The following is a 22463-nucleotide window of genomic DNA, read 5'->3' on the forward strand; positions in this document are numbered from 1 at the left end:
CTCCGACACATCTCATTCTAGAAAAGATACTGCTCCGACACCAGAGCCCCCAACCGATGATTGTCGGCGATGAAGCTCTGGATGAAATCATGGAGGCCATTGTGGAACACATTCTCGATGGTCGCATGCTCGAGCTGGCCGAAGACGGTGCGAGCGTGGCGCTGCGCCGGGCCTTGCTTGCCATGCGATTTGCCGAGACGATCGAGATTCTGCACCACGCTCTCATAGCAGGCGATGAGCGAGCGCGGCATCTCCGGCCGCAGGATCAAAAGGTCCGCGACGAGCCATGGCTTCAGACTGTCGCGATAGACCCAATGATAGGCGGTGTGCGCAGAGACGGCGCGCAGGATCGCCGTCCATTGGAAATAGTCGAGCGAGCCGCCGACCGCCTCCGTCTCCGGCAGCAGCACATGATATTTCACGTCCAAGAGGCGCGCGGTGTTGTCGGCGCGCTCGAGATAGAGGCCGACCCGCGAGAACCAATAGGCGTCGTTGCGCAGCATGGTCCGATGCGCGCCGCCATCGTAAGCGGCGGAGACCTGCTTCACGAAATCGAGAAAGCGCGTCACCTCCTCGGCGGAGCGGCTCGCCTGCTCGAATGCCTTGAGCTCGAGGAAGGCGCCGTTGATCGCTTCCCACATCTCGACAGTGAGCGCGGTACGCACGGCGCGGGCGTTGACGCGGGCGAGCTCGATGCAATTGCGAATCGAGCTCGGATTATCCGGCGAGAAAGCCAAAAATTGCGTGACATTGGCCTCGTCGACCGTCAGCCCCGCCGCGTGAAAGGCGGGCGCGGCGCCGGAGGAGAGCAGCGCGCTCTCCCATTCCGTCTCCACGCCGCCATAGGCCCGCGGCAGCGTGGCGAGGCGCCTGGACGCCTGCAGTATGCGCGCGAGAAAATCCGCGCGTTCCATATATCGGGCCAGCCAGAAGAGGTTGTCTGCGGTGCGTGAGAGCATGAGATCCCGTCGTTTCGGCGCGCTGTTCTATTGCGAATTCGTCATGCGCGCGCGAGCGGCGCATCGTCGATGATCCATGTGTCCTTGGTTCCGCCGCCTTGGCTGGAATTCACGACGAGAGAATTCTCCGTCATGGCCACGCGCGTCAAGCCGCCCGGCACCACGCTCGCGCCATTGGGACCATAGAGCACGAAGGGTCTGAGATCGACATGGCGGGGCGCGACGCCGCTCGCTACCGACACCGGGCAGGTGGAGAGGGCGAGCGTCGGCTGGGCGATGAAATTGGTGGGATTGTCGGCGAGCTTGGCCGCGAATTCCGCGATCTGCGCCTTTGTCGCGTGCGGGCCGACCAGCATGCCATAGCCGCCGGAGCCATTGACCTCCTTCACCACCAGCTCGCCCAAATGGTCGAGCACATAGCGGAGCGCCTCCTTCTCGCGGCAGCGCCAGGTGGGGACGTTCTTCAGCAGCGGCTCCTCGCCCAAATAGAAGCGGATCACCTCCGGCATATAGGTGTAGATCGCCTTGTCATCGGCCACGCCGGTGCCGACTGCATTGGCGAGGGTCACATTGCCTGCATGATAGGCGCCCATCAGGCCGGCGACGCCCAGAGCGGAATCGGGGCGGAAGGCCAGCGGGTCGAGGAAGTCATCGTCCAGGCGCCGGTAGATCACATCGACGCGGCGCGGCCCCTCTGTGGTGCGCATGAAGACGACGTCGTCCTTGACGAAGAGATCGCGCCCTTCGACCAGCTCTATGCCGAGCTTGTCGGCCAGGAAGGAATGCTCGTAGAAGGCCGAATTATATTGGCCGGGCGTCAGCAGCACGCTCACCGGATCGGCCCCCGCCCCGCGCGGCGCGGCGGAGCGCAGAGTGGCGAGCAATTGATCGGGATAATTCTCGATCGGCGCGACGCGATGCAGCCCGAAGAGATCGGGCAGCAGGCGCATCATCACCTCGCGATTTTCCAGCATGTAGGAGACGCCGGAAGGCGTGCGGGCGTTGTCCTCCAGCACATAGAAGCCGTCATCGTCGGTGCGGATGATGTCTATGCCGGCGATATGCACGAAGATGTCGTGCGGCACGCGGCGTCCCGCCATCTCCGGCCGAAAGGCGGGATTGCGATAGACGAGCTCCGACGGAACCACGCCCGCTTTCAATATCTCGCCCGGGCCATAGAGATCGGCGAGAAACAGATTCAGCGCCTTCACGCGTTGAATCAGGCCCTTCTCGAGCTGAGCCCATTCGGCGCGGGCGATGATGCGCGGCAGAATGTCGAAGGGGATGAGCCGCTCGGTCGCCTCCTGCGAGCCGTAGACGGCGAAGGTGATGCCGATGCGCCGAAACAGAAGCTCCGCCTGCGCCCGGCGGGAGGCGAGAAACTCGGGCTCCACCGAGGTGAGCCATTTGGCGAGCTTTTCATAAGGAACACGGGTCACGCCGTCGACACCGTCCATCTCATCGAATTTCGCCACCTTCGAAAGCACGTTATCGCTCTCCCTCGAGGTTTCGGCGCGCCGGACGATGCGCCTTTGTGGCGGAGCGTGGCAAGAAGCGAGCCAGACGGCTCGAGCATCGCCGCAGCCCTCTTCGATCCGCCTCGTCTTCTAATCCGTTTGTCGTTGACAAGCCATGCGCCGCGCATCAAAACCAAGAGCGTCGGCGCGATTTTCGAGTCGCTCGGCGATCCACACTTGCGAAGGACTCATGGGCAGTAGCCTCGGCAACAGCCGCCTCGGCGCAGCCGCCGCAGCCTCGTCTGCGCGCGTCGCGCCTCACACAGAAGCCCGCGGCCGAAAGGACCGCGTGAGAGGCGTCGCCAGAGCCTAGCGCTCCCCCCGCCGCTCACGCCTTCGGCCGCCACAAAGGCCAGAAGGACGAGAGCGATGAAGATGTTTTCCCGCCCCTATCTCAACCTCCGCCTGCGCTCGGCGCAGAGCGGCGTCATTCCCATCGCCACGCCGGCGGAGCTGCGCGATCTGCGCCTCGCCGGGCGTCGCACGCATCCGCGCGCCGCTTGGGCGATCGACGCCGCGACGCGCCGGCCCGTCTGCCTCTGGGACAAGGAGACCGACACGCCCGGCCGCGCCGAGGACGAGGATGCGCAGAGTCGCCAGCGCGGCTTTTCCCGCCGCCATGCGCGCCTCATCCGATCGATACGCGAAAGGTCCTTCGCACGTCTCGCATCGCGCACGATCGGGATATGATAGAGCGCTCTCCGATCGAACGGCGCTCCAACGAAGTATTGCGAAGCTCCGCGCTCGTCGTCCCGGTCGGCGCTCCCGCCGGAACGACGAGCGCTCGAGGCTCGGCCATCGTCATCAAAGCTTCACGACGCTGAACTGTAAAGGCTGCGCTCGTACGTTTTTCCCTTTCGCGCGTGCGACATGAAACTCTGCCAATATGCGAATCGCATAGAAGATCGAACGACGAGCCGATGCATTTCCGACTTCTCGCCACACTGGCGACGCTGACGTTCGCGCTCCAATACGCGAGCCCATCGACGGCCGCCGACAAGCCGTCCGAGACGCCCGCATTCACATCCCCGCCCGCATTCACTTGGGCGGGACTGCATATCGGTGTGAACGCCGGCGGCGGCCTGCCCATTGCGAGCGGCGGAACGCTGCAAGCCGGCAGCGGCTTCACGAGCGGCGCCTTCGACCTCGCGGCGCCGAACCGCGACCGCGCCGGAGCGAGCTTCGGCGCGCAGATCGGCTACGACTGGCAGCGCGGCCCTTGGGTCTATGGCCTCGAGACCGATTTGAATTTTCTCGGCCTGCGCCGCGCCTCCACCGGAATTTTTCCGGCGCCCACCGCCTATGGCCCACTCGGGATCACGGCCTATGGGCTGACCTCGGACGAGAATGGCGATTACTTCGCCAGCATTCGCGCGCGCCTCGGCTACGCCTTCGACCGCACGCTCCTCTACGCCACTGGCGGAATCGCCGCCGGCGGCTGGCGCGGCGCGTCCAATCTCGTCTTTTACGACGCGGGGCAGCTCGGACTTTTCTTCGCACCGATCTCGAAATCCTCGCGCATGAAATATGCGATCGGCGGCGGAATCGAGCAGGCGCTCGACGAGCATTTCTCGGCGCGGCTCGAATATCTCTATGTGAACCAGCAATTGCAGAACCGCGTCTACGACAATAATTTCTCCTTCCAATTCGCCGCGCGTCAACGCAGCGAGGCGCATGTGATGCGTCTCGGCCTGAACTACCGTTTCGATCCGCAGGAGGAAGCGCGCGGAAACGCCGAGAGCGACGACGAGAAGACCTCCGACGCGGCCAAGGGCGAGAACGCCGCCTCCGACGAGGAAAAAGGGAAAAAGGGCGGCAAGAAAGGCAAGCGCGCGGATAAGGCGAAAGACAAGGAAAAGAAGGAAGAGAAGGACGACAAGAAGGACGAGGAGATCTACAGCTTCCACGGCCAGACGACGGCGGTCGTGCAGGGCTATCCGAAATTTCCGGCGCTCTATACGGGCACGCACAGCTTTCCGCCCAAAGGCCTCGCCGACGCCGGCTCGACCAGCAATCTCTTCATGGGCGTGCGCCTTTGGAAGGGCGCCGCCGTCTATCTCAATCCAGAGGTCGACATGGGCTATGGCCTCGCCAATTCGGTCGGGGCCGCCTCCTATGTGAACGGCGCCGTCGCCAAGGTCGGACGCGCCGCGCCCTATATGCGCTTCCAGCGCTATTTCCTGCGCCAGATCATCGGGCTCGACGGCGGCGAGAAGGTCGACGATCCGGAAACCGGCTCCTTCAACGAGGTGCTGGAATCGACGCAGAATCAGCTGTCCGGCAAGGTCGACAAGGATCGCGTGATCCTCACCATCGGCAAGTTCAGCGTGCCCGATATTTTCGACGACAACAAATACGCCCATGATCCGACGACGGGCTTCCTGAACTTCGGCGTCAACACGCTCGCCGCCTTCGACTACGCCGCCGATTCCTGGGGCTATACCTATGGCGCGGCGTTGGAGTGGAAGCAGGATTGGTGGACCGCGCGCGGCGGCTTGTTCCAGCTCTCCGAGATCCCCAACGGCCCCTATATCGAGCCGCAGATCGGCCGCCAATTCATGGGCGTCGCCGAATTCGAGGCGCGCTACGATCTCCTCGAGCAGCCGGGCGTGATCAAATTCCTGGCCTTCGCCGACAATGGCAATCTCGCCAAGGTGCAGGACGCCATCGACTTTGCCTACCTCACCGGCAATTTTCCGCCGGACGTCAACAATCCATGGATTCGCAAGCGCCATGTGAAGGTCGGCGGCGGAATCAACGTGCAGCAGCAGCTCTCCAAGGAGATCGGCTTTTTCCTGCGCGCCAGCATGTCCGACGGACGCTTCGAGACCGTCGATTACACCGACATAGACCGCTCGCTCTCGACCGGCTTCACCGCCGCCGGCGCGCTGTGGGGCCGCGACAAGGACGAGATCGGCGGCGCAATGGTGTTCTCCGGCCTCGCCGGCCCGCGCGTGAGCTATTTCGGCCTCGGCGGAACCAGCGTCTATATCGGCGACGGCGGGCTCTCCTACGCCGGCGAAAAAGTGCTGGAGACCTATTACAAATACAATGTTCGCGACGGCGTCGAGCTGACGCTCGACTATCAGCTCATCGGCAATCCCGCGCACAACGCCGCGCGGGGGCCGATCAATGTCTTCGGCCTGCGGCTGCACGCGCAATTTTGAGAGATTTGGGCGCCGGCGCCGATTGTTCTACAATCGGCGCGAGATGACCGAGGCGCGCGACGATTTCACTCTGCTCTGGCTGCAGGCCGGCAGCTGCGGCGGCTGCACGATGGCGACGCTGGAGCGCGGCGCTTCCGGCTGGTTCGAGGAGCTGCGCGGCTTCGGCATACGTCTCCTCTGGCATCCGAGCGTCAGCGAGGAGACCGGCGAGGAAGCCCGCGCCATTCTCGCCCGCATAGAGCGCGGCGAGGAGAAGCTCGGCGCGCTCTGCATAGAGGGCTCTATCCTCCACGGCCCGGAGGGCACCGGCCTCTTCAACAAGCTCTCCGGCACCGGACGCAGCATGCTGGATTGGGCGCGCGCTCTGGCGCCGCGCGCCGATTATTGCGTGGCGGTGGGAAGCTGCGCCGCTTTCGGCGGCGTGCCGGCCGGCGCGCCCGACCCCACCGACGCCAGTGGGCTGCAATATTCCGGCGTCGATATGGGCGGGGCGCTCGGCCCCGATTATCGCTCGGTCAAAGGGCTGCCGGTCGTCAATGTCTCCGGCTGCGCGCCGCATCCGGGCTGGATCATGGAGACGCTGCTCGCGCTCTCGCTCGGCCGTTTCACGCAGGCCGATATGGATGATTACGGCCGGCCGCGCATTTTCGCCGACCATCTCGCCCATCACGGCTGCAGCCGCAATGAATTCTACGAGTTCAAGGCCAGCGCCGAGGACTTCTCGGAGCGCGGCTGCCTGATGGAGCATTTGGGCTGCAAGGCGACGCAGGCGGTGGGCGACTGCAATCAGCGCGGCTGGAACGGCGGCGGCTCCTGCACGCAGGCGGGCTCGACCTGCATCGCCTGCACATCGCCGAGCTTCGAGGCGACGCGCGGCTTCCATCGCACGCCCAAGATCGGCGGCATTCCCGTCGGCCTGCCGCTGGATATGCCCAAAGCCTGGTTCGTGGCGCTCGCCGCCCTCTCCAAATCGGCGACGCCAAAACGCGTGCGCGAGAACGCCCGCAGCGACCATATCGCCCGCGCCCCGACGCCGGGGACGGAGAAGAAAAAAACATGAGCCGCGTCATCGTCGGGCCGTTCAATCGCGTCGAGGGCGATCTCGAGGTGACGCTCGACGTCGAGAATGGCGTGGTGCGCGAGGCGCGCGTCTCGGCCTCGCTCTATCGCGGCTTCGAGCAATTGCTGCTCGGCCGCCCGGCCGCCGACGCGCTGGCGATCGCCCCGCGCATCTGCGGCATATGCTCGGTCTCGCAATCTCTGGCGGCGGCCGCAGCGCTGCGCGCCGCCCAGCCGATCGCGCCCGCGCCCAATGGGCTTCTGGCGACGAATATCGCCCATGCGGCGGAGAATATCGCCGACCATCTGACGCATTTCTACGTCTTCTTCATGCCGGATTTCGCCCGCGCCGCCTATGCCGGCCGGCCCTGGCATGCCTCTGCCGAGGCGCGCTTCAAAGCCGTCTCCGGCGCGGCGCTGCGCGAGGCGCTGCCGGCGCGCGCGCGCCTATTGGAGACGATGGGGCTGATCGCCGGCAAATGGCCGCACAGCCTCGCCTTCCGCGCCGGCGGCGTCACGCGGGCGCTGGCGCTCGGCGATGAGATGCGGCTGCGCGCCCTGCTCGCGGATTTTCGCGCCTTTCTCGAGCGCACGCTCTTCGCCGCGCCGCTGGAGGCCGTGACCGCCCTCTCCTCGATCGAGGAGCTCGATCGCTTCGCGGACAGCGCCGCCGGCGATTTTTCCGCTTTTCTGCGCATCGCCCGCGATCTGCGCCTCGAGGAGATGGGACGCGGCCCCGGCCTGCTGCTCTCGGCCGGCGCCTATCTCGGGCCGGAGGGCCATCGCTTCCCCGCCGGCCTTCTCGACACGAAGACGGGCGGGCTACGAGAGCCGCCGCTCGATCATATCGAGGAGGATGTCTCGCACGCCTATATGCGCGACACCGCCGCCGATCCGGCCCTTTCCGACACGCTGCCGGATATTCACCGCGAGGGGGCCTATAGTTTCGCCAAGGCGCCGCGGCTCGAGGGCCGCGCTGTGGAGGTGGGCGCGCTGGCGCGTCAGGCCGTCGCCGGCCATCCGCTGATCCGCGACCTGCTGGCAGGCGGCGGCTCCACTGTCCTCGCCCGCATCGTCGCGCGCGTCCTCGAAATCGCGCAGCTCACCCAGGCAATGGAGGATTGGACCCGCGCGCTGGCGCCGAGCGAGCCCTATTGCGCGCCCGACGCGCCGCTCGCCGACGGCGCCTTCGTCGGCTTCGTCGAGGCGGCGCGCGGAACGCTCGGCCATTGGGCGACGTTTCGCGACGGGCAGATCGAGCGCTATCAGATCATCGCGCCGACGACCTGGAATTTCTCCCCGCGCGACGCCGCCGGCAATCCGGGCCCGCTGGAGCAGGCGCTCGCAGGGCTTGGCGTGGGCGAAGATGGCGCGACCAATGTCGCGGTGCAGCATATCGTGCGCTCCTTCGATCCTTGCATGGTCTGCACGGCGCATTGACTGTCTAGACTCTTTCCGCGACTGGAAAGCCGCTTCTCCTCATCGCGCCCTCCGAGAGCGAAGAGATTTGCGGCAATCGCCTGAGAGCCTGGAAAGATTCTCCTTACCCTCGCGCTGGCCCGCATCTTGCCGCTCTTTCCCCAAGCGGCGCCGTCGCGCGAATGCCGCATTGCACAAGGGTGGGGAAGGAAATGGCCGCCATCGAAACCTTCTACGACGTCATTCGCCGTCAGGGCGTCACGCGCCGCAGCTTCACCAAATTCTGCTCGCTCACCGCGGCGAGCCTCGGCCTCGGTCACACCGCCGCCACGCAAATGGCGCAGGCGTTGGAGACCAAGCCGCGCATTCCGGTGATCTGGATGCATGGGCTCGAATGCACCTGCTGCTCGGAGAGCTTCATCCGCTCGGCGCATCCGCTGGCCAAGGACGTCGTGCTGTCGATGATCTCGCTCGACTACGACGACACGATCATGGCCGCCGCCGGACATCAGGCCGAGGCGATACTGGAAGAGACCAAGGAAAAGTACAAGGGCAAATATATTCTGGCTGTCGAGGGCAATCCGCCGCTGAACGAAGGCGGCATGTTCTGCATCGACGGCGGCAAGCCCTTCGTCGAGAAGCTGAAATGGATGGCCGAGGACGCCATGGCGATCATCGCCTGGGGCGCCTGCGCCTCCTGGGGCTGCGTGCAGGCGGCCAAGCCCAATCCGACACAAGCGACGCCGATCGACAAGGTCATCAAGGACAAGCCGATCATCAAGGTGCCGGGCTGCCCGCCCATCGCCGAAGTGATGACCGGCGTCGTCACCTTCGTCACCACTTTCGGCAGGCTGCCGGAGCTCGACCGGCAGGGCCGGCCGAAAATGTTCTACTCCCAGCGCATCCATGACAAATGCTACCGCCGCCCGCATTTCGACGCCGGGCAGTTCGTGGAGGAATGGGACGACGAGGCGGCGCGCAAGGGCCATTGCCTCTACAAAATGGGTTGCAAGGGTCCGACCACCTACAACGCCTGCTCCACCGTGCGCTGGAACGGCGGCGTCTCCTTCCCCATCCAGTCCGGCCATGGCTGCATCGGCTGCTCGGAAGAGGATTTCTGGGACAAGGGCTCCTTCTACGACCGGCTGACCAAGATCAACCACTTCGGCATCGAGCATAATGCCGATGAGGTGGGCCTCGCGGCCGCGGCCGTCGTCGGCGGCGCCGTCGCCGTCCATGCCGGCGTCACCGCGGTGAAGCGCATCACGACCAAGCACGAAGGGTGATTTGAGCAGGCGCCCCCCGCGCCCTCATGCAGAGGAGCCCGCGCAGCGGGCGTCTTAAAAGCACGAGGGCGGAGGGCATCCAGAGGGCGCGCGTGACGGCTCCCGCATCCTTCGAGACGCGGCCTTCGGCCGCTCCTCAGGATGAGGGAGCCTTCGCCCAATACCCTTGAACACAAGAAGCAAACGCCGCCGAGGAAACGCGATCATGGGCATTCAGACGCCGAACGGCTTCAATCTCGACAATTCCGGCAAGCGCATCGTCGTCGATCCGGTCACGCGCATCGAGGGACACCTCCGCGTCGAGGTCAATGTCGACAAGAACAATGTGATCCGCAACGCCGTCTCGACCGGCACAATGTGGCGCGGCATCGAGGTCATCTTGAAGGGCCGCGATCCGCGCGACGCCTGGGCCTTCACGCAGCGCATCTGCGGCGTCTGCACCGGCACACATGCGCTCACCTCCGTGCGCGCGGTGGAGAACGCCCTCGGCATCACCATCCCCGAGAACGCCAACTCCATCCGCAATATGATGCAGCTGGCGCTGCAGGTGCACGATCATCTCGTGCATTTCTATCATCTTCATGCGCTCGATTGGGTCGATGTGGTCTCGGCGCTCTCCGCCGATCCCAAGGCGACCTCGGCGCTGGCGCAGTCCATCTCCGATTGGCCGCTCTCCTCGCCCGGCTATTTCAAGGATCTGCAGATCCGCCTGAAGAAATTCGTCGAGTCGGGACAGCTCGGCCCGTTCAAGAACGGCTATTGGGGCCATGCCGCCTATAAGCTTCCGCCGGAAGCGAACCTCATGGCCGTCGCGCATTATCTCGAGGCGCTCGATTTCCAAAAGGAGATCGTGAAGGTCCAAACGATCTTCGGCGGCAAGAATCCGCATCCGAACTGGCTCGTCGGCGGCGTGCCCTGCGCCATCAATGTCGATGGAACCGGCGCGGTCGGCGCGATCAATATGGAGCGCCTCAACGACGTCACCTCGATCATTCAGCAGTCGATCGACTTCGTCGAGAAGGTCTATCTGCCGGATGTGCTGGCGATCGGCTCCTTCTACAAGGATTGGCTCTATGGCGGCGGCCTCTCGGGCAAGAACGTCATGGCCTATGGCGATATTCCCGAGCACGCCAATGATTTTTCTCCTGGCAATCTCGGCCTGCCGCGCGGCGTGATCCTCAATGGCAATCTGAAAGAGATTTTCCCGGTCGATCACACCGACCCCGAGCAGATCCAGGAGTTCGTCACCCATTCCTGGTACAAATATCCAGACGAGACCAAGGGGCTGCATCCCTGGGACGGCGTCACCGAGCCCAATTACAAGCTCGGCCCCAACGCCAAGGGCACGCCGACCAATATTCAGGAGCTGGACGAAGCCGGCAAATATTCTTGGATCAAGGCGCCGCGCTGGCGCGGCAACGCCGTCGAGGTGGGGCCGCTGGCGCGCTATATCGTCGGCTACGCCCAGGGCAAGCCGGAGTTCAAGGAGCCGACCGACGAGTTTTTGAAGAAGCTCGGCGTGCCGGTGACGGCGCTGTTCTCGACGCTCGGCCGCACGGCGGCGCGCGCGTTGGAGGCGCAATGGGCCGTGCGCAAGATGGAGCACTTCCAGAACAAGCTGATCGCCAACATCAAGGCCGGCGACTCCTCCACCGCCAATATCGACAAATGGAATCCGCAGGCCTGGCCGAAGGAGGCCAAGGGCTTCGGCTTCACCGAGGCGCCGCGCGGCGCGCTCGCCCATTGGATCAAGGTGAAGGACGGCAAGATCGAGAATTACCAGTGCGTCGTGCCGACGACCTGGAACGGCAGCCCGCGCGATCCCAAGGGCAATATCGGCGCCTTCGAGGCCTCGCTGATGGACACGCCGCTGGCCGATCCGCAGAAGCCGCTCGAGATTCTGCGCACCATCCACTCCTTCGATCCCTGCCTCGCCTGCTCCACGCATGTGATGAGCGAGGACGGCCAGGAGATGACGCAAGTCAAGGTTCGCTGAGGAGGCGAGGTCATGACCGAGGCGACGCAAATCCATGGCGTGCTCGACGCTCACGGCGAAAAAGCCGCCGAGCTGCAGAGCGTCTATGTCTATGAGGCGCCGGTGCGGCTCTGGCACTGGATCAATGCGGCGGCGATCGTCGTGCTGGCGACGACGGGCTATTTCATCGCCTCGCCATTGCCTTCGACGCCCGGCGAGGCGAGCTCGCAATTCCTGATGGGCTATATACGCTTCGCCCATTTCTCGGCCGGCTATGTGCTCGCCGTGGCGCTGCTGCTGCGCATCTATTGGGCTTTCGTCGGCAATGAGCACGCTAAGCAGATTTTCTATCTGCCGGTGTGGGACCGCAAATGGCTGTCGGGCATTCTCTACGAGGCCGGCTGGTACGCCTTTTTGGTGAAGCAGCCGAAGAAATACATCGGCCATAATCCGCTCGGCCATCTGATGATGCATCTCTTCATGCTCAATCTGGCCTTTCTGGTGGTGACGGGCTTCGCGCTCTATTCCGAGGGCGCCGGCCGCGACAGCTGGCAGCACAAGCTGTTCGGATGGGTGTTCACGATCTGGCCGAACAGCCAGGACGTCCATACTTGGCATCATCTCGCCATGTGGGGCGTCGTGCTCTTCGTGATCATCCACATCTATACCGCCGTGCGCGAGGATATCGTCTCCCGCCAGAGCCTCATCTCCTCGATGATCTCCGGCGAGCGCGTGTTCCGCGACGAAGCCGACAAGTGACGTCATTGCGAGGAGCGAAGCGGCGCTTCGCTCTGCTCGCGATCGAGCGCAGCTGAGGAGACGCGATGCGCACTCTCATTCTCGGCATAGGCAATATTCTCTGGGCCGACGAAGGCTTCGGCGTGCGCGCGGTGGAGGAGTTCCATGCGCGCTACGAGACGGGCGGCGACGTCACAATTCTCGACGGCGGCACGCAGGGGCTCTATCTCGTGCAATTCGTCGAGGCCTGCGATCAGTTGCTCGTCTTCGACGCCATAGACTACGGCCTCGAGCCCGGAACCTTGCGCGTCGTGCGCGACGGCGAGGTTCCGCGCTTCATGGGCGCGAAGAAGATGAGCCTGCATCAGACCGGCTTTCAGGAGGTGCTCTCCGCCGCCGATCTGCTCGGCCGCTATCCCTCGCGCCTCGCGCTGATCGGCTGCCAGCCGCAGGACCTCGAGGATTGGGGCGGCCCGTTGACGCCCCCGGTCGTCGCGTCTATCGAGCCCGCGCTCGCCGCAGCCGTCGCGACTCTGACAGAATGGGGCGTCGAGTTCCGCCCGCGCGCGGAGAGCACGCAGAGCTTCCAGCGCCTGCTGGGGCATGACCTAGACCACAACGCCTATGAGAGGCGCCTCGGCGCCGCCGATGAGGAGACGAGACCATGAAGGCGATCCGTTTCGCGGCTGCGGCCGCCGCTTTTCTGCTTCCGGCGACCGCCATGGCGCATCCGGGCGACCATCCCAACGATCTCGCCTATGACATCGCCCATATTTTCACCGAGCCTGACCATCTGCTCGCCATGGCGATGGCGCTCGGCTGGGGCGCGATGGTCGTCGCCGTGGCCTTCTGGTTCAAGCCCTGGCGCGCGTCCTCCTGGCGCTGACGGACCCTCGAGAATGTGCGTCGGCTTTCCCATGACCGTCGTCGAAGGCGACGCCTTCGAAGCGCTATGCGATCGGCGCGGCGAACGCCACGCCGTCTCCATGGCGCTAGTCGGCGCGCAGCCCGCCGGGACCAAGGTGCTGGTCCATGTCGGCACGGCCGTCCGCGTGCTCGACCCGCTCGAGGCCGCGCAGATCGACGACGCTCTGGATGCGGTGGAAAAAGCCCTCGCCGGCGAGAATGTCGATCACCTTTTCGCCGATCTGGTCGATCGCGAGCCGCAGCTACCGGAATTCCTGCGCAAGTGACGGCGCTGGAAAGTCTCTGTCCAGAGTGATAAGATACTTTCCAGATGCGACCTGTCGAGCCTTCGGCTCCTGCTGGAAAGCTTCTTTCGACTCAGTCGTCTAGCGCGTCGCCGTCTCCGGGCACCCATGGCATGGCGATTGCGGCCTCCTCGGCAAAAATAAAATGGGAGGACCGCATGCCCGGGTCGTTGCAGCTGGCGCTGAGCGAAAAATCCGGCGTCGCTCTGCTGGACGAGACCAATATCGACGCTTTTCTCACGCCGGAGCCCGGCGCGAGCGCGCATGCTCTGCTGTTCTTCGGCGGCGACCCCGCGCAGCGCAGTGAGACCCATGATGTGGCGATCATCTTTCCACAGCTGGTCAAGGCCTTCGCCGGAAGGCTGCGCGCCGCCATCATCGCGCCCGCGGCCGAGAAGACGCTGGAAGGACGCTTCAGCGTTTGCGTCTATCCGAGCCTCGTCGTGACCTATGGAAGCGAGACGCTCGGCGTGCTGCCGAAAGTCTATGACTGGTCCGAATATCTCTCGCGTATCGAGGCGCTGCTGCAATTGCAGGCCGCGCCGGCGAAAGAGCCGCGCGTGCGCATCACCTTCACGGAAGGGGAGACGAGCTCATGAAAGCCGGATTCTGGGTTTCGCCGGACGGAGCCGACGAAGCGATGACGGTCATGCCGATCGGCTATGACGCCGAGGCGGAGACCAAGCGCAGCGTCATCGCCTTTCTCGCGACCGCGACCGGCGAGCAGGCCGTCGCCGAATGCCCCCGCGCGGCCGCTCTGCTGCCGCAGCTCGCCGATGCGCTCGCCGCGCAGCGCGCCGACGCGCCGGGCAGGCTCTTCGACATCACCGATTATGAGGCGAAAGAGCGCGAGCTCATCGGCCAGGTGCTCGGCGAAGGCGAGGTGAGCGGCGTCGCCGCCCTCCCCGAGGGCGTCACCGCGCAAATCCTCGAGGCCTCCATGGCCGGCCTGTGGCGCGTGCGCTTCACCGACGCCGAGGGACGGCTCACCGCCGATTATCTCGAGATCGCCGCCATTCCCCATGTCGTCGAGCGCGCAGCGGAAATCACCGCAGAGAGCATCGCCATCGGCGCGGAGCCGGAAGGCGCGATGAATGTGATGCCCATGCTGGCCGAGATCGACGCCCGCATGCGCGCGCATAAAGCCGGCGATCCATCTCATGTCATCAATTTCTCGCTGCTGCCCGTGTCCGAGATCGACATGGAGCATTTGCAGCAAACGCTCGGCAATGGACCCGTGCAGCTGATCTCACGCGGCTATGGCTCCGCCAAGATCACCGCGACCGGCGCCCGCAATGTGTGGTCGGTGCAATTCTTCAACGCCATGGGCACGATCATCCTCGACACTCTGGAGATCGGCGACACGCCCGCCGCGGCCTGCGCCGCCGACGAGGATTTCCACGATTCCGCCGAGCGTCTGCGCGAGATTCACGAGGCCTATTTCACATGAGCGACGAAACGCTTCGCGATATCGCCCCGGACGCGCGCATGGAATGCGGCGTGTGCTGGCATGTCTATGATCCCGCCGAGGGCGATCCCGTCTGGCAGATTCCGCCGGGCGTCGCCTTCGCCGATCTTCCCGCCGACTGGCGCTGCCCCGAATGCGACGCGCCGCAAGAGAAATTCTTGAGGTGCGAGAATTGAGCGACGCCGCGGCGAGAGGCGAGAAGCTCGCGGATTTCTACCGCCGCGTCCATGCGACGTCGATGCGGGACTCCGGCCTCTGCAACGAGGCGCTCGAAGTGGAGCCCGTGGGCTTTCGCGACTTCGGCCCCTATGCGCTGGGCGTGATCGTCACGCCCTGGTTCGCCAATCTCGTCGTCGCCGCGCCGCGCGAGGGGGCCGAGGCGCCCTTCCCCGATCCGGCGCGGCTGCAATTGCGCTTTCCGGCCGGCGACGTCGATTTCAATGTCAGCGAGATCGATGGTTTCGGCCGCATCGCCGCCTGCTCGCTGTTCTCGCCCATGGATGATTTCGCCGATCACGACGCCGCGTGCACCGCAGCGCGCGCGGCGCTCGACGCTCTGCTCGATCCAGCGCTGAACGAAACGCCGAAGCGCGAGCCGGAGCCCGCCAACGCCCTCGATCGCCGCGCATTGTTCGGCGGCCGTCGACGCGGCGACGAAGAGGCCTCGCCATGAGCGTCGGCGCCGATCTCGGAGGGCTCGGCCCCGGCGCGATCTCCATTGTCGCCGAGCTCGCCGATGATCGCATCTGCTCGGTGCGCGTGCGCTCGAGCCGGCCAGCGCATCTCACGCGTCTGTTTCGTGGCCGCCCCGCCGCCGAAGTCGCGCCGCTCGCCGGACGGCTGTTCTCCCTCTGCGGCCTCTCCCACGCTTTCGCGGCTTCGCGCGCCATCGCCGTGGCGCGCGGAGAAATGCGCGAACCAACGCCGCAAAACCTCGTCGCGCTCGATTGCGAGCGCCTTTCCGAGACATTGCGCGCGCTGACGACAATGGCGGAGGACGCCGTTCCGCCGCCCTCCCTGCGCGCCGTGCTGACGCTGACGCGCGCGCTCGCAGCAGGCGACGCGCGCGACCGCAGCGCGACGGGCGCAAAGCTACGCGCCGAGACGGCGAAGCTCGGCCTGCTGGACGCTATGAGCGGCGATACACCTTTCGGCAAATTGTCGCGCGCGCTGGCGCGCAGCCCCGCCATAGCCGCGAGCGCGCCCGATGCGCTGCGCGCGGAGGACGACGACGCCGTGCTGGAAGGAATAAGGGCGCAGGGCGAAAGCTTCAGCGCCACGCCGAGCATCGCCGGCCGCGCGCCAGAGACCGGCGCATTCGCGCGTCATTGGCGCGAGACCGATCTGTCGCGCGGCGCGATCTGCGCGCGCTTTTCCGCGCGCATGATCGATCTCGATCGGCTCGTGACGCGCCTCTCCGACGGCGCGGAAGACGCCTCCCGCAGCGACGCTCCCGCCGCGCGCGAAGCCTATTGCGCGGTCGAAACTTCGCGCGGAGAGCTGTATCATTGGGTTCGGCTCACACCGGACGACAGGATCGAGAATTATGCGATCGTCGCGCCGACAGAATGGAATTTCCATCCCGCCGGACCTTTCGTCGCCGCCCTGCTCGGCGCGCGCATTCCGCGCGCCGCGGCGGCGCAGACGATTGCCCGCCTCGCAGGCCTCTTCGATCCCTGCGTCGCTTTTCACGTCGAGATTCGCGAGGCCGCCTATGCATGAGATGGCGCTGACCGAGAGCATCGTCGAGCTGATCGAGGAAGAGAGCCGCAAGCAGGGCTTTTCCCGCGTGCGCGTGGTGCGGCTCGAGATCGGCGCGCTGAGCCATGTGGAGCCGGAGGCGATCCGCTTCTGCTTCGAGGCCGTGACGCATGGCGGAATCGTCCAAGGCGCGCGGCTCGACATTGTGCGCATTCCCGGCGAAGGCTGGTGCCTCGATTGCGCCAAGACCGTCGCCGTCGAAGAGAGATTTGGCCCTTGCCCGGAGTGCGGCGGATATCATGTCCAAGTCACCGGCGGCGAGGATATGCGGGTGCAGGAACTGGAGGTCGACTAATGTGCACGGTCTGCGGCTGCGGAACATCCAGCATCGAAGGAAAGCCAGAACATAGCCACGACCATCCGCATGATCATGCGCATGATCACGCTCATGGCCACGCTCACGATCATCATCATGATCACGATCACCGCCACGATCATGACCACGACCATCATCATCATGATCACCCGCATCCGCACGATCATGACCATCATCATGTGCATGATCACGATCACGCGCGTGACGACCACGGCCATCGTCACGATTACGGCTCCGGCGCTGCGGGCGTTCATGTTCCCGGCCTCAGCCAGGAGCGCATCGTTCGCATAGAACGAGACATTCTCTCCAAGAACAACGACCACGCCCGCGAGAACCGGTTGCGCTTCGAGCAGTCCGGCGTCTTCGCGCTCAACTTCGTCTCCAGCCCCGGCTCGGGCAAGACGCAGCTTCTCGTGCGCACGATCACCGATCTGAAAGATCGCTTTCCCATTTCCGTCATCGAAGGCGATCAGCAGACGTCCAACGACGCCGAGCGTATCCGCGCGACCGGCGTTCCGGCCTTGCAGATCAACACCGGCAAGGGCTGCCATCTCGACGCGCATATGATCTCGCGCGCTCTCGCCGAGCTTTCTGTCGCGCCCTCCTCGCTGCTCTTCATCGAGAATGTCGGCAACCTCGTCTGCCCCGCGGCTTTCGATCTCGGCGAGGCGCATAAGGTCGTCGTGCTCTCGGTGACGGAGGGTGAGGACAAGCCGCTCAAATATCCCGAAATGTTCGCGGCCTCCGATCTGATGCTGTTGAACAAATCCGATCTTCTGCCGCATGTGGAGTTCGACGTCGGGCGTTGTCTCGCCAATGCGCTGAAGGTCAATCCCGATCTGCAGACATTGGTCGTCTCCGCGCGCACCGGCGAGGGCATGGCGGCCTTCTACGCCTGGATCGAGGCGCGCGCGGCGCGAGCCGCCGCGAGAAGCGCGCGCGCCGCCGCCGCGGCAAAGTGAGGAGAAAAGGCTTATGCCGTCGAGCGAGGCGACGAGGCTGAGGCTGCGCGTGACAGGCGCCGTGCAGGGCGTCGGCTTTCGCCCTTTTGTGCATTCGCTCGCCGACCGCTATGCGCTGGCCGGCTTCGTGCGCAATGATTCGCAAGGCGTGCTGATGGAGGTCGAAGGCGCGCGCGTCGATGATTTCGTCGCGGCGCTGAAACGCGAGCCGCCGCCGCTCGCGCGAATCGACACGCTGGAATGCGAGACGATAACGCCGCTGCGCGACGCCAAATTCTCGATCGAGCCGAGCCGCAACGGAAAGACGCAGACGCGCATAACGCCCGACGCAGCCGTCTGCGACGCCTGCCTGAATGATCTCTTCGATCCGAAGAGCCGTTTCTATCTCTATCCTTTCGTCAATTGCACCCATTGCGGCCCGCGCTACACGCTGACGCGGCGCCTGCCCTATGATCGCGCGCAGACATCCATGGCGCCTTTCGCAATGTGCGAGGATTGCGCGGCCGATTACGCCGATCCGACCAACAGACGTTTTCACGCGCAGCCGATCGCCTGTCCGAAATGCGGTCCGCGGCTCGATCATTCGATCGAGCAGATCGTCATAACGCTCCAGAGCGGCGGCATTGTCGCGCTGAAAGGAATCGGCGGCTTTCACCTCCTCTGCGACGCGCGCGATGAGGCGGCCGTCGCCGAGCTGCGCCGCCGCAAGGGTCGCGACGCCAAGCCCTTCGCCGTGATGGTCGCCGATACGGCTTCGGCGACGCGCGCCGGCCTGTTCGGCGAAGAAGAACTGCGCCTGCTGCGATCGCGCGCTCGGCCCATCGTCGTCGTCGAGAAGCGCGAGGAATTTGCCCCCTCCGTCGCGCCCGGCCTCTCACGCATCGGCCTCCTTCTGCCCTATGCGCCGCTACATCATCTGCTGTTTCACGCCGCCGCGGATCTGGCGCTCGTCGCCACCAGCGCCAATCCGAGCGGCGAGCCGTTGATCGTCGATGACGACGAGGCGCGCGAGAAGCTCGCCTCCATCGCCGATCTCATCGTCGGCCATGATCGCGCCATCGTCGCGCGCGCCGACGACAGCGTCGTCGCAGTCATCGCCGGCGCGCCCGCGCTTCTGCGCCGCGCGCGCGGCTTCGTTCCCGAGCCTATAGCGCTCGCGAGCGACGGCCCCGACACTCTGGCGCTGAGCGCGCATCTGAAAACCACCATCACCGTAACGCGTGGACGCGAGGCTTTCGTCTCCACGCATATCGGCTCGCTCGACGATCGCGCGACGATCGACTTCTATCGCGAGACCATTGCGCGAATGCTCGATATTCTCGATGTGAGGCCCGAGCGCGTCGCCTGCGATCTCCACCCCGATCTCACCTCGACGCGCTACGCCGAAGAGACGGCCCTGCCCGTCATTCGCGTGCAGCATCACGCCGCGCATATCGCCGCCATCGCCGCCGAGCATAAAATCGAAGGCCCCATTCTCGGCGCCGCGCTCGACGGCTATGGCTATGGCGACGATGGCGGCGCCTGGGGCGGCGAGCTGATGCTGATCGACGAAGACCATTGGCGCCGGCTCGGCCATATCGCGCCGCTGCCGCTGCCCGGCGGCGACCGCGCCGCGCGCGAGCCTTGGCGCATGGGTGTCGCCGCGCTCGCCGCGCAGGACCGCTGCGGCGATGTGTTCGATCGCTTCCCCGGCATGGAGCTCGCCGGCAAGGTGGCCATGCTGGCGAGCGCGCCGAATGTCGCGAGAACGACGAGCCTCGGCCGCATGTTCGACGCAGCGGCGGCGCTGCTCGGCGTGAGGCTCGTGCAGCAATATGAAGGGCAGGCGGCGATGGAGCTGGAGGCGCTGTGCAAAAGCCCGCGCGCGCTCGACAATGGCTACGCAATAGAGAACGGTATTCTCGATCTGACCAAGCTCTTCGCCGCGCTGCTGAAGCCGGGCCTCGCCACGACGCAAGGCGCCGAGCTATTTCATGGAACGCTGATCGAAGCGCTCGCGCAATGGCTCTGCGCGGCGGCGCAGGCGCGCGGACAAACGCGCGTCGCGCTCGGCGGCGGCTGCATGATGAATAAAATTCTCGCCGAGGGCCTCGTCTCGCGCCTTCACGACTTTGGAATAGAAGCGTTGCTCGCGCGCGCGGCGCCGACGAATGACGGCGGCCTCTCGCTCGGCCAAGCCCATATTGCGCGAATGAGAAAGGTCTAACGCAGATGTGCCTCGCCATTCCCGCCCGTGTGGAGGAGCTGCTGCCCGACGATATGGCGCGCGTCAGCGTCGATGGCGTCGGCAAGCTGGTGTCCGTCGCGCTCGTCGATGGTCTCGCGATCGGCGATTATGTCGTGCTGCATGTCGGCTATGCGCTCGCCAAGATCGACGAGGAAGAGGCGATGGCGACGCTCGCTCTGCTGCGCGAGGCCGCGGTGCTGGGAGAGGCGCAATGAAGCATGTCGACGAATATCGCGACGGCGATCTCGCCCGCGCCATAGCGCAGCGCATCGCCGCGGAAGCGCAGAGCGATCGGCAATATCGCTTCATGGAGTTTTGCGGCGGCCATACGCATGCGATCTCGCGCTATGGCATAGAGGATCTGCTGCCCGAGAATATCCGTCTCATTCACGGCCCCGGCTGCCCCGTCTGCGTGCTGCCGATGGGCCGCATAGACGACGCCATTCGCCTCGCCGCGCGCGAGGAGGTGACTCTCTGCACCTATGCCGATCTGATGCGCGTGCCCGCCTCCGGCGGCTCCAGCCTGATGAAGGCCAAGGCGAACGGCGCCGATATTCGCATGGTCTATTCGACGCTCGACGCCATCGCCATCGCCGAGAAGGAGCCGCAGCGCCAAGTCGTTTTCTTCGCGATCGGCTTCGAGACGACCACGCCGCCGACCGCGCTCGCCATTCGCCTCGCGCAGAAGAAAGGCCTCACGAATTTCTCGATCTTCTGCAATCATGTGCTGACGCCGGCGGCGATGCAGGCCATTCTCGACACCTATGATGGCGTCGAGATCGAAGGCTTCGTCGGTCCCGCGCATGTCTCCACGGTCATCGGCTCCGCGCCCTATCGGCGTTTCGCGAGCGATTATCATAAGCCCGTCGTCATCGCCGGCTTCGAGCCGCTGGATGTGCTACAGGCCATTTTGATGCTGCTGCGGCAAATCAACGAAGGCCGCTGCGAGATCGAGAATCAATATCGCCGCGCCGTCACCGAGAGCGGCAACGCCAAAGCCATCGACGAGGTCGCGGAGATTTTCGAGCTGCGCGAGGCCTTCGAATGGCGCGGGCTCGGCGAGATTCCAAAGAGCGCGCTGAAGCTGCGCGACGCTTACGCCGATTATGACGCGGAGCGCCGCTTCGCCTTGGAAACCAAGCCGGCGCGCGACAATCCAGCCTGCGAATGCGGCGCGATTTTGCGCGGGCGGAAGCGCCCGCAAGATTGCAAGCTGTTCGGCGTCGCCTGCACGCCGGAGACGCCCATGGGCTCCTGCATGGTGTCCTCGGAAGGCTCTTGCGCCGCCTATTGGGCCTATGGAAGATTCCGGCAATATCAAAACGAAGCGCGGAAAGCGTCATGAACAAGCATGAGCCGGCAGGCCGCAAGCTCGATCTCCGCAATGGCCGCGTGGAGCTTTCGCATGGCTCCGGCGGACGCGCCATGGCGCGGCTGATCGGCGAGATTTTTCACGCGGCCTTCGACAATGAATGGCTCGCCGCCGGCAATGACCAGGCGGCCTTCGACATTCCCGCCGGACGCATGGCGATGACGACCGACGGCTATGTCGTCTCGCCCTTGTTCTTCCCCGGCGGCGATATCGGCAAGCTCGCCGTGCATGGCACGATCAACGACATCGCCATGGCCGGGGCGCGGCCGCTGCATATGTCGGCGAGCTTCATCATAGAAGAAGGCTTTCCGCTCGCCGAGCTGAAGCTGATTGCGCAGAGCATGGGCGAAGCCTCGCGCGCGGCCGGCGTCGCCATCGTCACCGGCGACACCAAAGTGGTGGAGCGCGGAAAGGCGGATGGCGTCTTCATCTCGACGAGCTGCGTAGGGATCATTCCAGCGGGGCTCGCGCTGTCCGGCGACAAGGCGCGGCCCGGCGATGTCGTGCTGCTCTCCGGCTCCATCGGCGATCATGGCGTCGCGGTCATGTCGAAACGCGAGAATCTCTCCTTCGATACAGAGGTGCTGTCCGACACGGCGGCGTTGCACGAGCTCGTCGCGGCTATGGTGGAGACCGCAGGCGGCGCCATTCGCCTGATGCGCGATCCGACGCGCGGCGGCGTGGCGGCGACGCTCAATGAAATCGCGCATCAATCGCGCGTCGGCGTGCGCATCGTCGAGAAAGCCATTCCCATTGCGCCGCAAGTGGCCGCCGCCTGCGAGCTGCTGGGACTCGATCCCCTGCATGTGGCCAATGAGGGCAAGCTGCTCGCCGTGGTCGCGCGCGAGGCCGCCGATGCGCTGCTCGCCACGATGCGCGCGCATCCGCTGGGCGCAGAGGCCGCGCGCATAGGGGAGATCGTCGCCGATGAGCATTGCTTCGTGCAGATGACGACCGCCTTCGGCGGCGGCCGCATCATCGACTGGCTCTCCGGCGAGCAATTGCCGCGCATCTGCTGAGCGAGAG

General features: G+C 65.1%; 23 protein-coding genes. 21 read left to right on the forward strand and 2 right to left on the reverse strand.

Annotated features, from left to right (window positions below; all coding sequences use genetic code 11):
• Positions 1–17 precede the first annotated feature (17 nt).
• Positions 18–959 carry an alpha-E domain-containing protein gene (locus tag GYH34_RS00625; protein WP_018266912.1) on the reverse strand — a complete coding sequence of 314 codons (942 nt, stop codon included), beginning with the start codon at positions 957–959 and terminating at the stop codon, positions 18–20.
• Positions 960–1000: 41 nt separating this feature from the next.
• Complete coding sequence (locus GYH34_RS00630) at positions 1001–2446, reverse strand: circularly permuted type 2 ATP-grasp protein (protein ID WP_024878515.1); 1446 nt, start codon at positions 2444–2446, stop codon at positions 1001–1003.
• 399 nt (positions 2447–2845) lie between these two features.
• Here GYH34_RS00630 and GYH34_RS00635 point away from each other — a divergent pair, with 399 nt between their 5' ends.
• The 21 genes from GYH34_RS00635 (at position 2846) to hypE (ending at position 22456) form a co-directional block, all read left to right on the forward strand.
• Complete coding sequence (locus GYH34_RS00635) at positions 2846–3166, forward strand: hypothetical protein (RefSeq protein WP_161911905.1); 321 nt, start codon at positions 2846–2848, stop codon at positions 3164–3166.
• 230 nt (positions 3167–3396) lie between these two features.
• Positions 3397–5643: a carbohydrate porin gene (locus GYH34_RS00640; protein ID WP_161911906.1), complete on the forward strand. Its 2247-nt coding sequence runs from the start codon at positions 3397–3399 to the stop codon at positions 5641–5643.
• A gap of 43 nt (positions 5644–5686) precedes the next feature.
• The gene (locus GYH34_RS00645; protein WP_161914828.1) at positions 5687–6703 is read left to right on the forward strand and encodes a HupU protein; all 1017 of its coding nucleotides are present in this window, start codon (positions 5687–5689) and stop codon (positions 6701–6703) included.
• Positions 6700–8142 (forward strand): nickel-dependent hydrogenase large subunit, encoded by a 1443-nt coding sequence (locus GYH34_RS00650; RefSeq protein WP_161911907.1) that lies wholly within the window; start codon positions 6700–6702, stop codon positions 8140–8142. The genes GYH34_RS00645 and GYH34_RS00650 overlap by 4 nt, the downstream gene beginning before the upstream one ends.
• 191 nt (positions 8143–8333) lie before the next feature.
• On the forward strand, positions 8334–9407 hold the full coding sequence (locus GYH34_RS00655) for a hydrogenase small subunit (RefSeq protein ID WP_161911908.1): 1074 nt from the start codon (positions 8334–8336) through the stop codon (positions 9405–9407).
• 205 nt (positions 9408–9612) lie between these two features.
• On the forward strand, positions 9613–11403 hold the full coding sequence (locus GYH34_RS00660) for a nickel-dependent hydrogenase large subunit (protein ID WP_161911909.1): 1791 nt from the start codon (positions 9613–9615) through the stop codon (positions 11401–11403).
• Between the two features lie 12 nt (positions 11404–11415).
• Positions 11416–12141 (forward strand): Ni/Fe-hydrogenase, b-type cytochrome subunit, encoded by a 726-nt coding sequence (cybH, locus tag GYH34_RS00665; RefSeq protein WP_161911910.1) that lies wholly within the window; start codon positions 11416–11418, stop codon positions 12139–12141.
• 65 nt (positions 12142–12206) lie between these two features.
• Positions 12207–12788 (forward strand): HyaD/HybD family hydrogenase maturation endopeptidase, encoded by a 582-nt coding sequence (locus GYH34_RS00670; protein ID WP_161911911.1) that lies wholly within the window; start codon positions 12207–12209, stop codon positions 12786–12788.
• On the forward strand, positions 12785–13006 hold the full coding sequence (locus GYH34_RS00675) for a hypothetical protein (RefSeq protein ID WP_161911912.1): 222 nt from the start codon (positions 12785–12787) through the stop codon (positions 13004–13006). The genes GYH34_RS00670 and GYH34_RS00675 overlap by 4 nt, the downstream gene beginning before the upstream one ends.
• Before the next feature lie 13 nt (positions 13007–13019).
• Entirely contained in the window at positions 13020–13313 is a 294-nt protein-coding gene (hypC, locus tag GYH34_RS00680) for a HypC/HybG/HupF family hydrogenase formation chaperone (protein WP_161911913.1), read from the forward strand.
• 176 nt (positions 13314–13489) lie between these two features.
• The gene (locus tag GYH34_RS00685; protein ID WP_244635213.1) at positions 13490–13930 is read left to right on the forward strand and encodes a hydrogenase accessory protein; all 441 of its coding nucleotides are present in this window, start codon (positions 13490–13492) and stop codon (positions 13928–13930) included.
• The gene (locus GYH34_RS00690; protein WP_161911915.1) at positions 13927–14781 is read left to right on the forward strand and encodes a hydrogenase expression/formation protein; all 855 of its coding nucleotides are present in this window, start codon (positions 13927–13929) and stop codon (positions 14779–14781) included. Before GYH34_RS00685 ends, GYH34_RS00690 begins: the two co-directional genes overlap by 4 nt.
• Positions 14778–14975: a rubredoxin gene (locus GYH34_RS00695; protein WP_018266926.1), complete on the forward strand. Its 198-nt coding sequence runs from the start codon at positions 14778–14780 to the stop codon at positions 14973–14975. Before GYH34_RS00690 ends, GYH34_RS00695 begins: the two co-directional genes overlap by 4 nt.
• The gene (gene hybE / locus GYH34_RS00700) at positions 14963–15472 is read left to right on the forward strand and encodes a [NiFe]-hydrogenase assembly chaperone HybE (RefSeq protein WP_244635214.1); all 510 of its coding nucleotides are present in this window, start codon (positions 14963–14965) and stop codon (positions 15470–15472) included. The genes GYH34_RS00695 and hybE overlap by 13 nt, the downstream gene beginning before the upstream one ends.
• Entirely contained in the window at positions 15469–16521 is a 1053-nt protein-coding gene (locus GYH34_RS00705) for a nickel-dependent hydrogenase large subunit (RefSeq protein ID WP_161911917.1), read from the forward strand. The genes hybE and GYH34_RS00705 overlap by 4 nt, the downstream gene beginning before the upstream one ends.
• On the forward strand, positions 16514–16855 hold the full coding sequence (hypA, locus tag GYH34_RS00710; RefSeq protein ID WP_161911918.1) for a hydrogenase maturation nickel metallochaperone HypA: 342 nt from the start codon (positions 16514–16516) through the stop codon (positions 16853–16855). The genes GYH34_RS00705 and hypA overlap by 8 nt, the downstream gene beginning before the upstream one ends.
• Positions 16855–17838: a hydrogenase nickel incorporation protein HypB gene (gene hypB, locus GYH34_RS00715; RefSeq protein ID WP_161911919.1), complete on the forward strand. Its 984-nt coding sequence runs from the start codon at positions 16855–16857 to the stop codon at positions 17836–17838. Before hypA ends, hypB begins: the two co-directional genes overlap by 1 nt.
• 13 nt (positions 17839–17851) lie before the next feature.
• On the forward strand, positions 17852–20044 hold the full coding sequence (gene hypF, locus GYH34_RS00720; protein WP_161911920.1) for a carbamoyltransferase HypF: 2193 nt from the start codon (positions 17852–17854) through the stop codon (positions 20042–20044).
• 5 nt (positions 20045–20049) lie between these two features.
• Positions 20050–20280 (forward strand): HypC/HybG/HupF family hydrogenase formation chaperone, encoded by a 231-nt coding sequence (locus tag GYH34_RS00725; protein ID WP_161911921.1) that lies wholly within the window; start codon positions 20050–20052, stop codon positions 20278–20280.
• Positions 20277–21410 carry a hydrogenase formation protein HypD gene (gene hypD, locus GYH34_RS00730; protein WP_161911922.1) on the forward strand — a complete coding sequence of 378 codons (1134 nt, stop codon included), beginning with the start codon at positions 20277–20279 and terminating at the stop codon, positions 21408–21410. Before GYH34_RS00725 ends, hypD begins: the two co-directional genes overlap by 4 nt.
• Entirely contained in the window at positions 21407–22456 is a 1050-nt protein-coding gene (hypE, locus tag GYH34_RS00735; RefSeq protein ID WP_161911923.1) for a hydrogenase expression/formation protein HypE, read from the forward strand. The genes hypD and hypE overlap by 4 nt, the downstream gene beginning before the upstream one ends.
• Positions 22457–22463 lie beyond the last annotated feature (7 nt).

Origin of the sequence: Methylosinus sp. C49 (genome assembly GCF_009936375.1) — a bacterium.
Lineage (GTDB): Bacteria > Pseudomonadota > Alphaproteobacteria > Rhizobiales > Beijerinckiaceae > Methylosinus.

Bases quoted from the DNA above. Each gene is read 5' to 3' on its own strand.
- GYH34_RS00655 (WP_161911908.1), top strand. From the start codon at position 8,334: ATGGCCGCCATCGAAACCTTCTACGACGTCATTCGCCGTCAGGGCGTC.
- GYH34_RS00685 (WP_244635213.1), top strand. From the start codon at position 13,490: ATGCCCGGGTCGTTGCAGCTGGCGCTGAGCGAAAAATCCGGCGTCGCT.
- GYH34_RS00645 (WP_161914828.1), top strand. From the start codon at position 5,687: ATGACCGAGGCGCGCGACGATTTCACTCTGCTCTGGCTGCAGGCCGGC.
- GYH34_RS00675 (WP_161911912.1), top strand. From the start codon at position 12,785: ATGAAGGCGATCCGTTTCGCGGCTGCGGCCGCCGCTTTTCTGCTTCCG.
- hypD (WP_161911922.1), top strand. From the start codon at position 20,277: ATGAAGCATGTCGACGAATATCGCGACGGCGATCTCGCCCGCGCCATA.
- hypE (WP_161911923.1), top strand. From the start codon at position 21,407: ATGAACAAGCATGAGCCGGCAGGCCGCAAGCTCGATCTCCGCAATGGC.
- GYH34_RS00725 (WP_161911921.1), top strand. From the start codon at position 20,050: ATGTGCCTCGCCATTCCCGCCCGTGTGGAGGAGCTGCTGCCCGACGAT.
- GYH34_RS00695 (WP_018266926.1), top strand. From the start codon at position 14,778: ATGAGCGACGAAACGCTTCGCGATATCGCCCCGGACGCGCGCATGGAA.
- GYH34_RS00705 (WP_161911917.1), top strand. From the start codon at position 15,469: ATGAGCGTCGGCGCCGATCTCGGAGGGCTCGGCCCCGGCGCGATCTCC.
- GYH34_RS00690 (WP_161911915.1), top strand. From the start codon at position 13,927: ATGAAAGCCGGATTCTGGGTTTCGCCGGACGGAGCCGACGAAGCGATG.
- cybH (WP_161911910.1), top strand. From the start codon at position 11,416: ATGACCGAGGCGACGCAAATCCATGGCGTGCTCGACGCTCACGGCGAA.
- GYH34_RS00635 (WP_161911905.1), top strand. From the start codon at position 2,846: ATGAAGATGTTTTCCCGCCCCTATCTCAACCTCCGCCTGCGCTCGGCG.
- GYH34_RS00670 (WP_161911911.1), top strand. From the start codon at position 12,207: ATGCGCACTCTCATTCTCGGCATAGGCAATATTCTCTGGGCCGACGAA.
- hypF (WP_161911920.1), top strand. From the start codon at position 17,852: ATGCCGTCGAGCGAGGCGACGAGGCTGAGGCTGCGCGTGACAGGCGCC.
- GYH34_RS00650 (WP_161911907.1), top strand. From the start codon at position 6,700: ATGAGCCGCGTCATCGTCGGGCCGTTCAATCGCGTCGAGGGCGATCTC.
- hypB (WP_161911919.1), top strand. From the start codon at position 16,855: ATGTGCACGGTCTGCGGCTGCGGAACATCCAGCATCGAAGGAAAGCCA.
- GYH34_RS00660 (WP_161911909.1), top strand. From the start codon at position 9,613: ATGGGCATTCAGACGCCGAACGGCTTCAATCTCGACAATTCCGGCAAG.
- hypC (WP_161911913.1), top strand. From the start codon at position 13,020: ATGTGCGTCGGCTTTCCCATGACCGTCGTCGAAGGCGACGCCTTCGAA.
- hypA (WP_161911918.1), top strand. From the start codon at position 16,514: ATGCATGAGATGGCGCTGACCGAGAGCATCGTCGAGCTGATCGAGGAA.
- GYH34_RS00625 (WP_018266912.1), bottom strand. From the start codon at position 959: ATGCTCTCACGCACCGCAGACAACCTCTTCTGGCTGGCCCGATATATG.
- GYH34_RS00640 (WP_161911906.1), top strand. From the start codon at position 3,397: ATGCATTTCCGACTTCTCGCCACACTGGCGACGCTGACGTTCGCGCTC.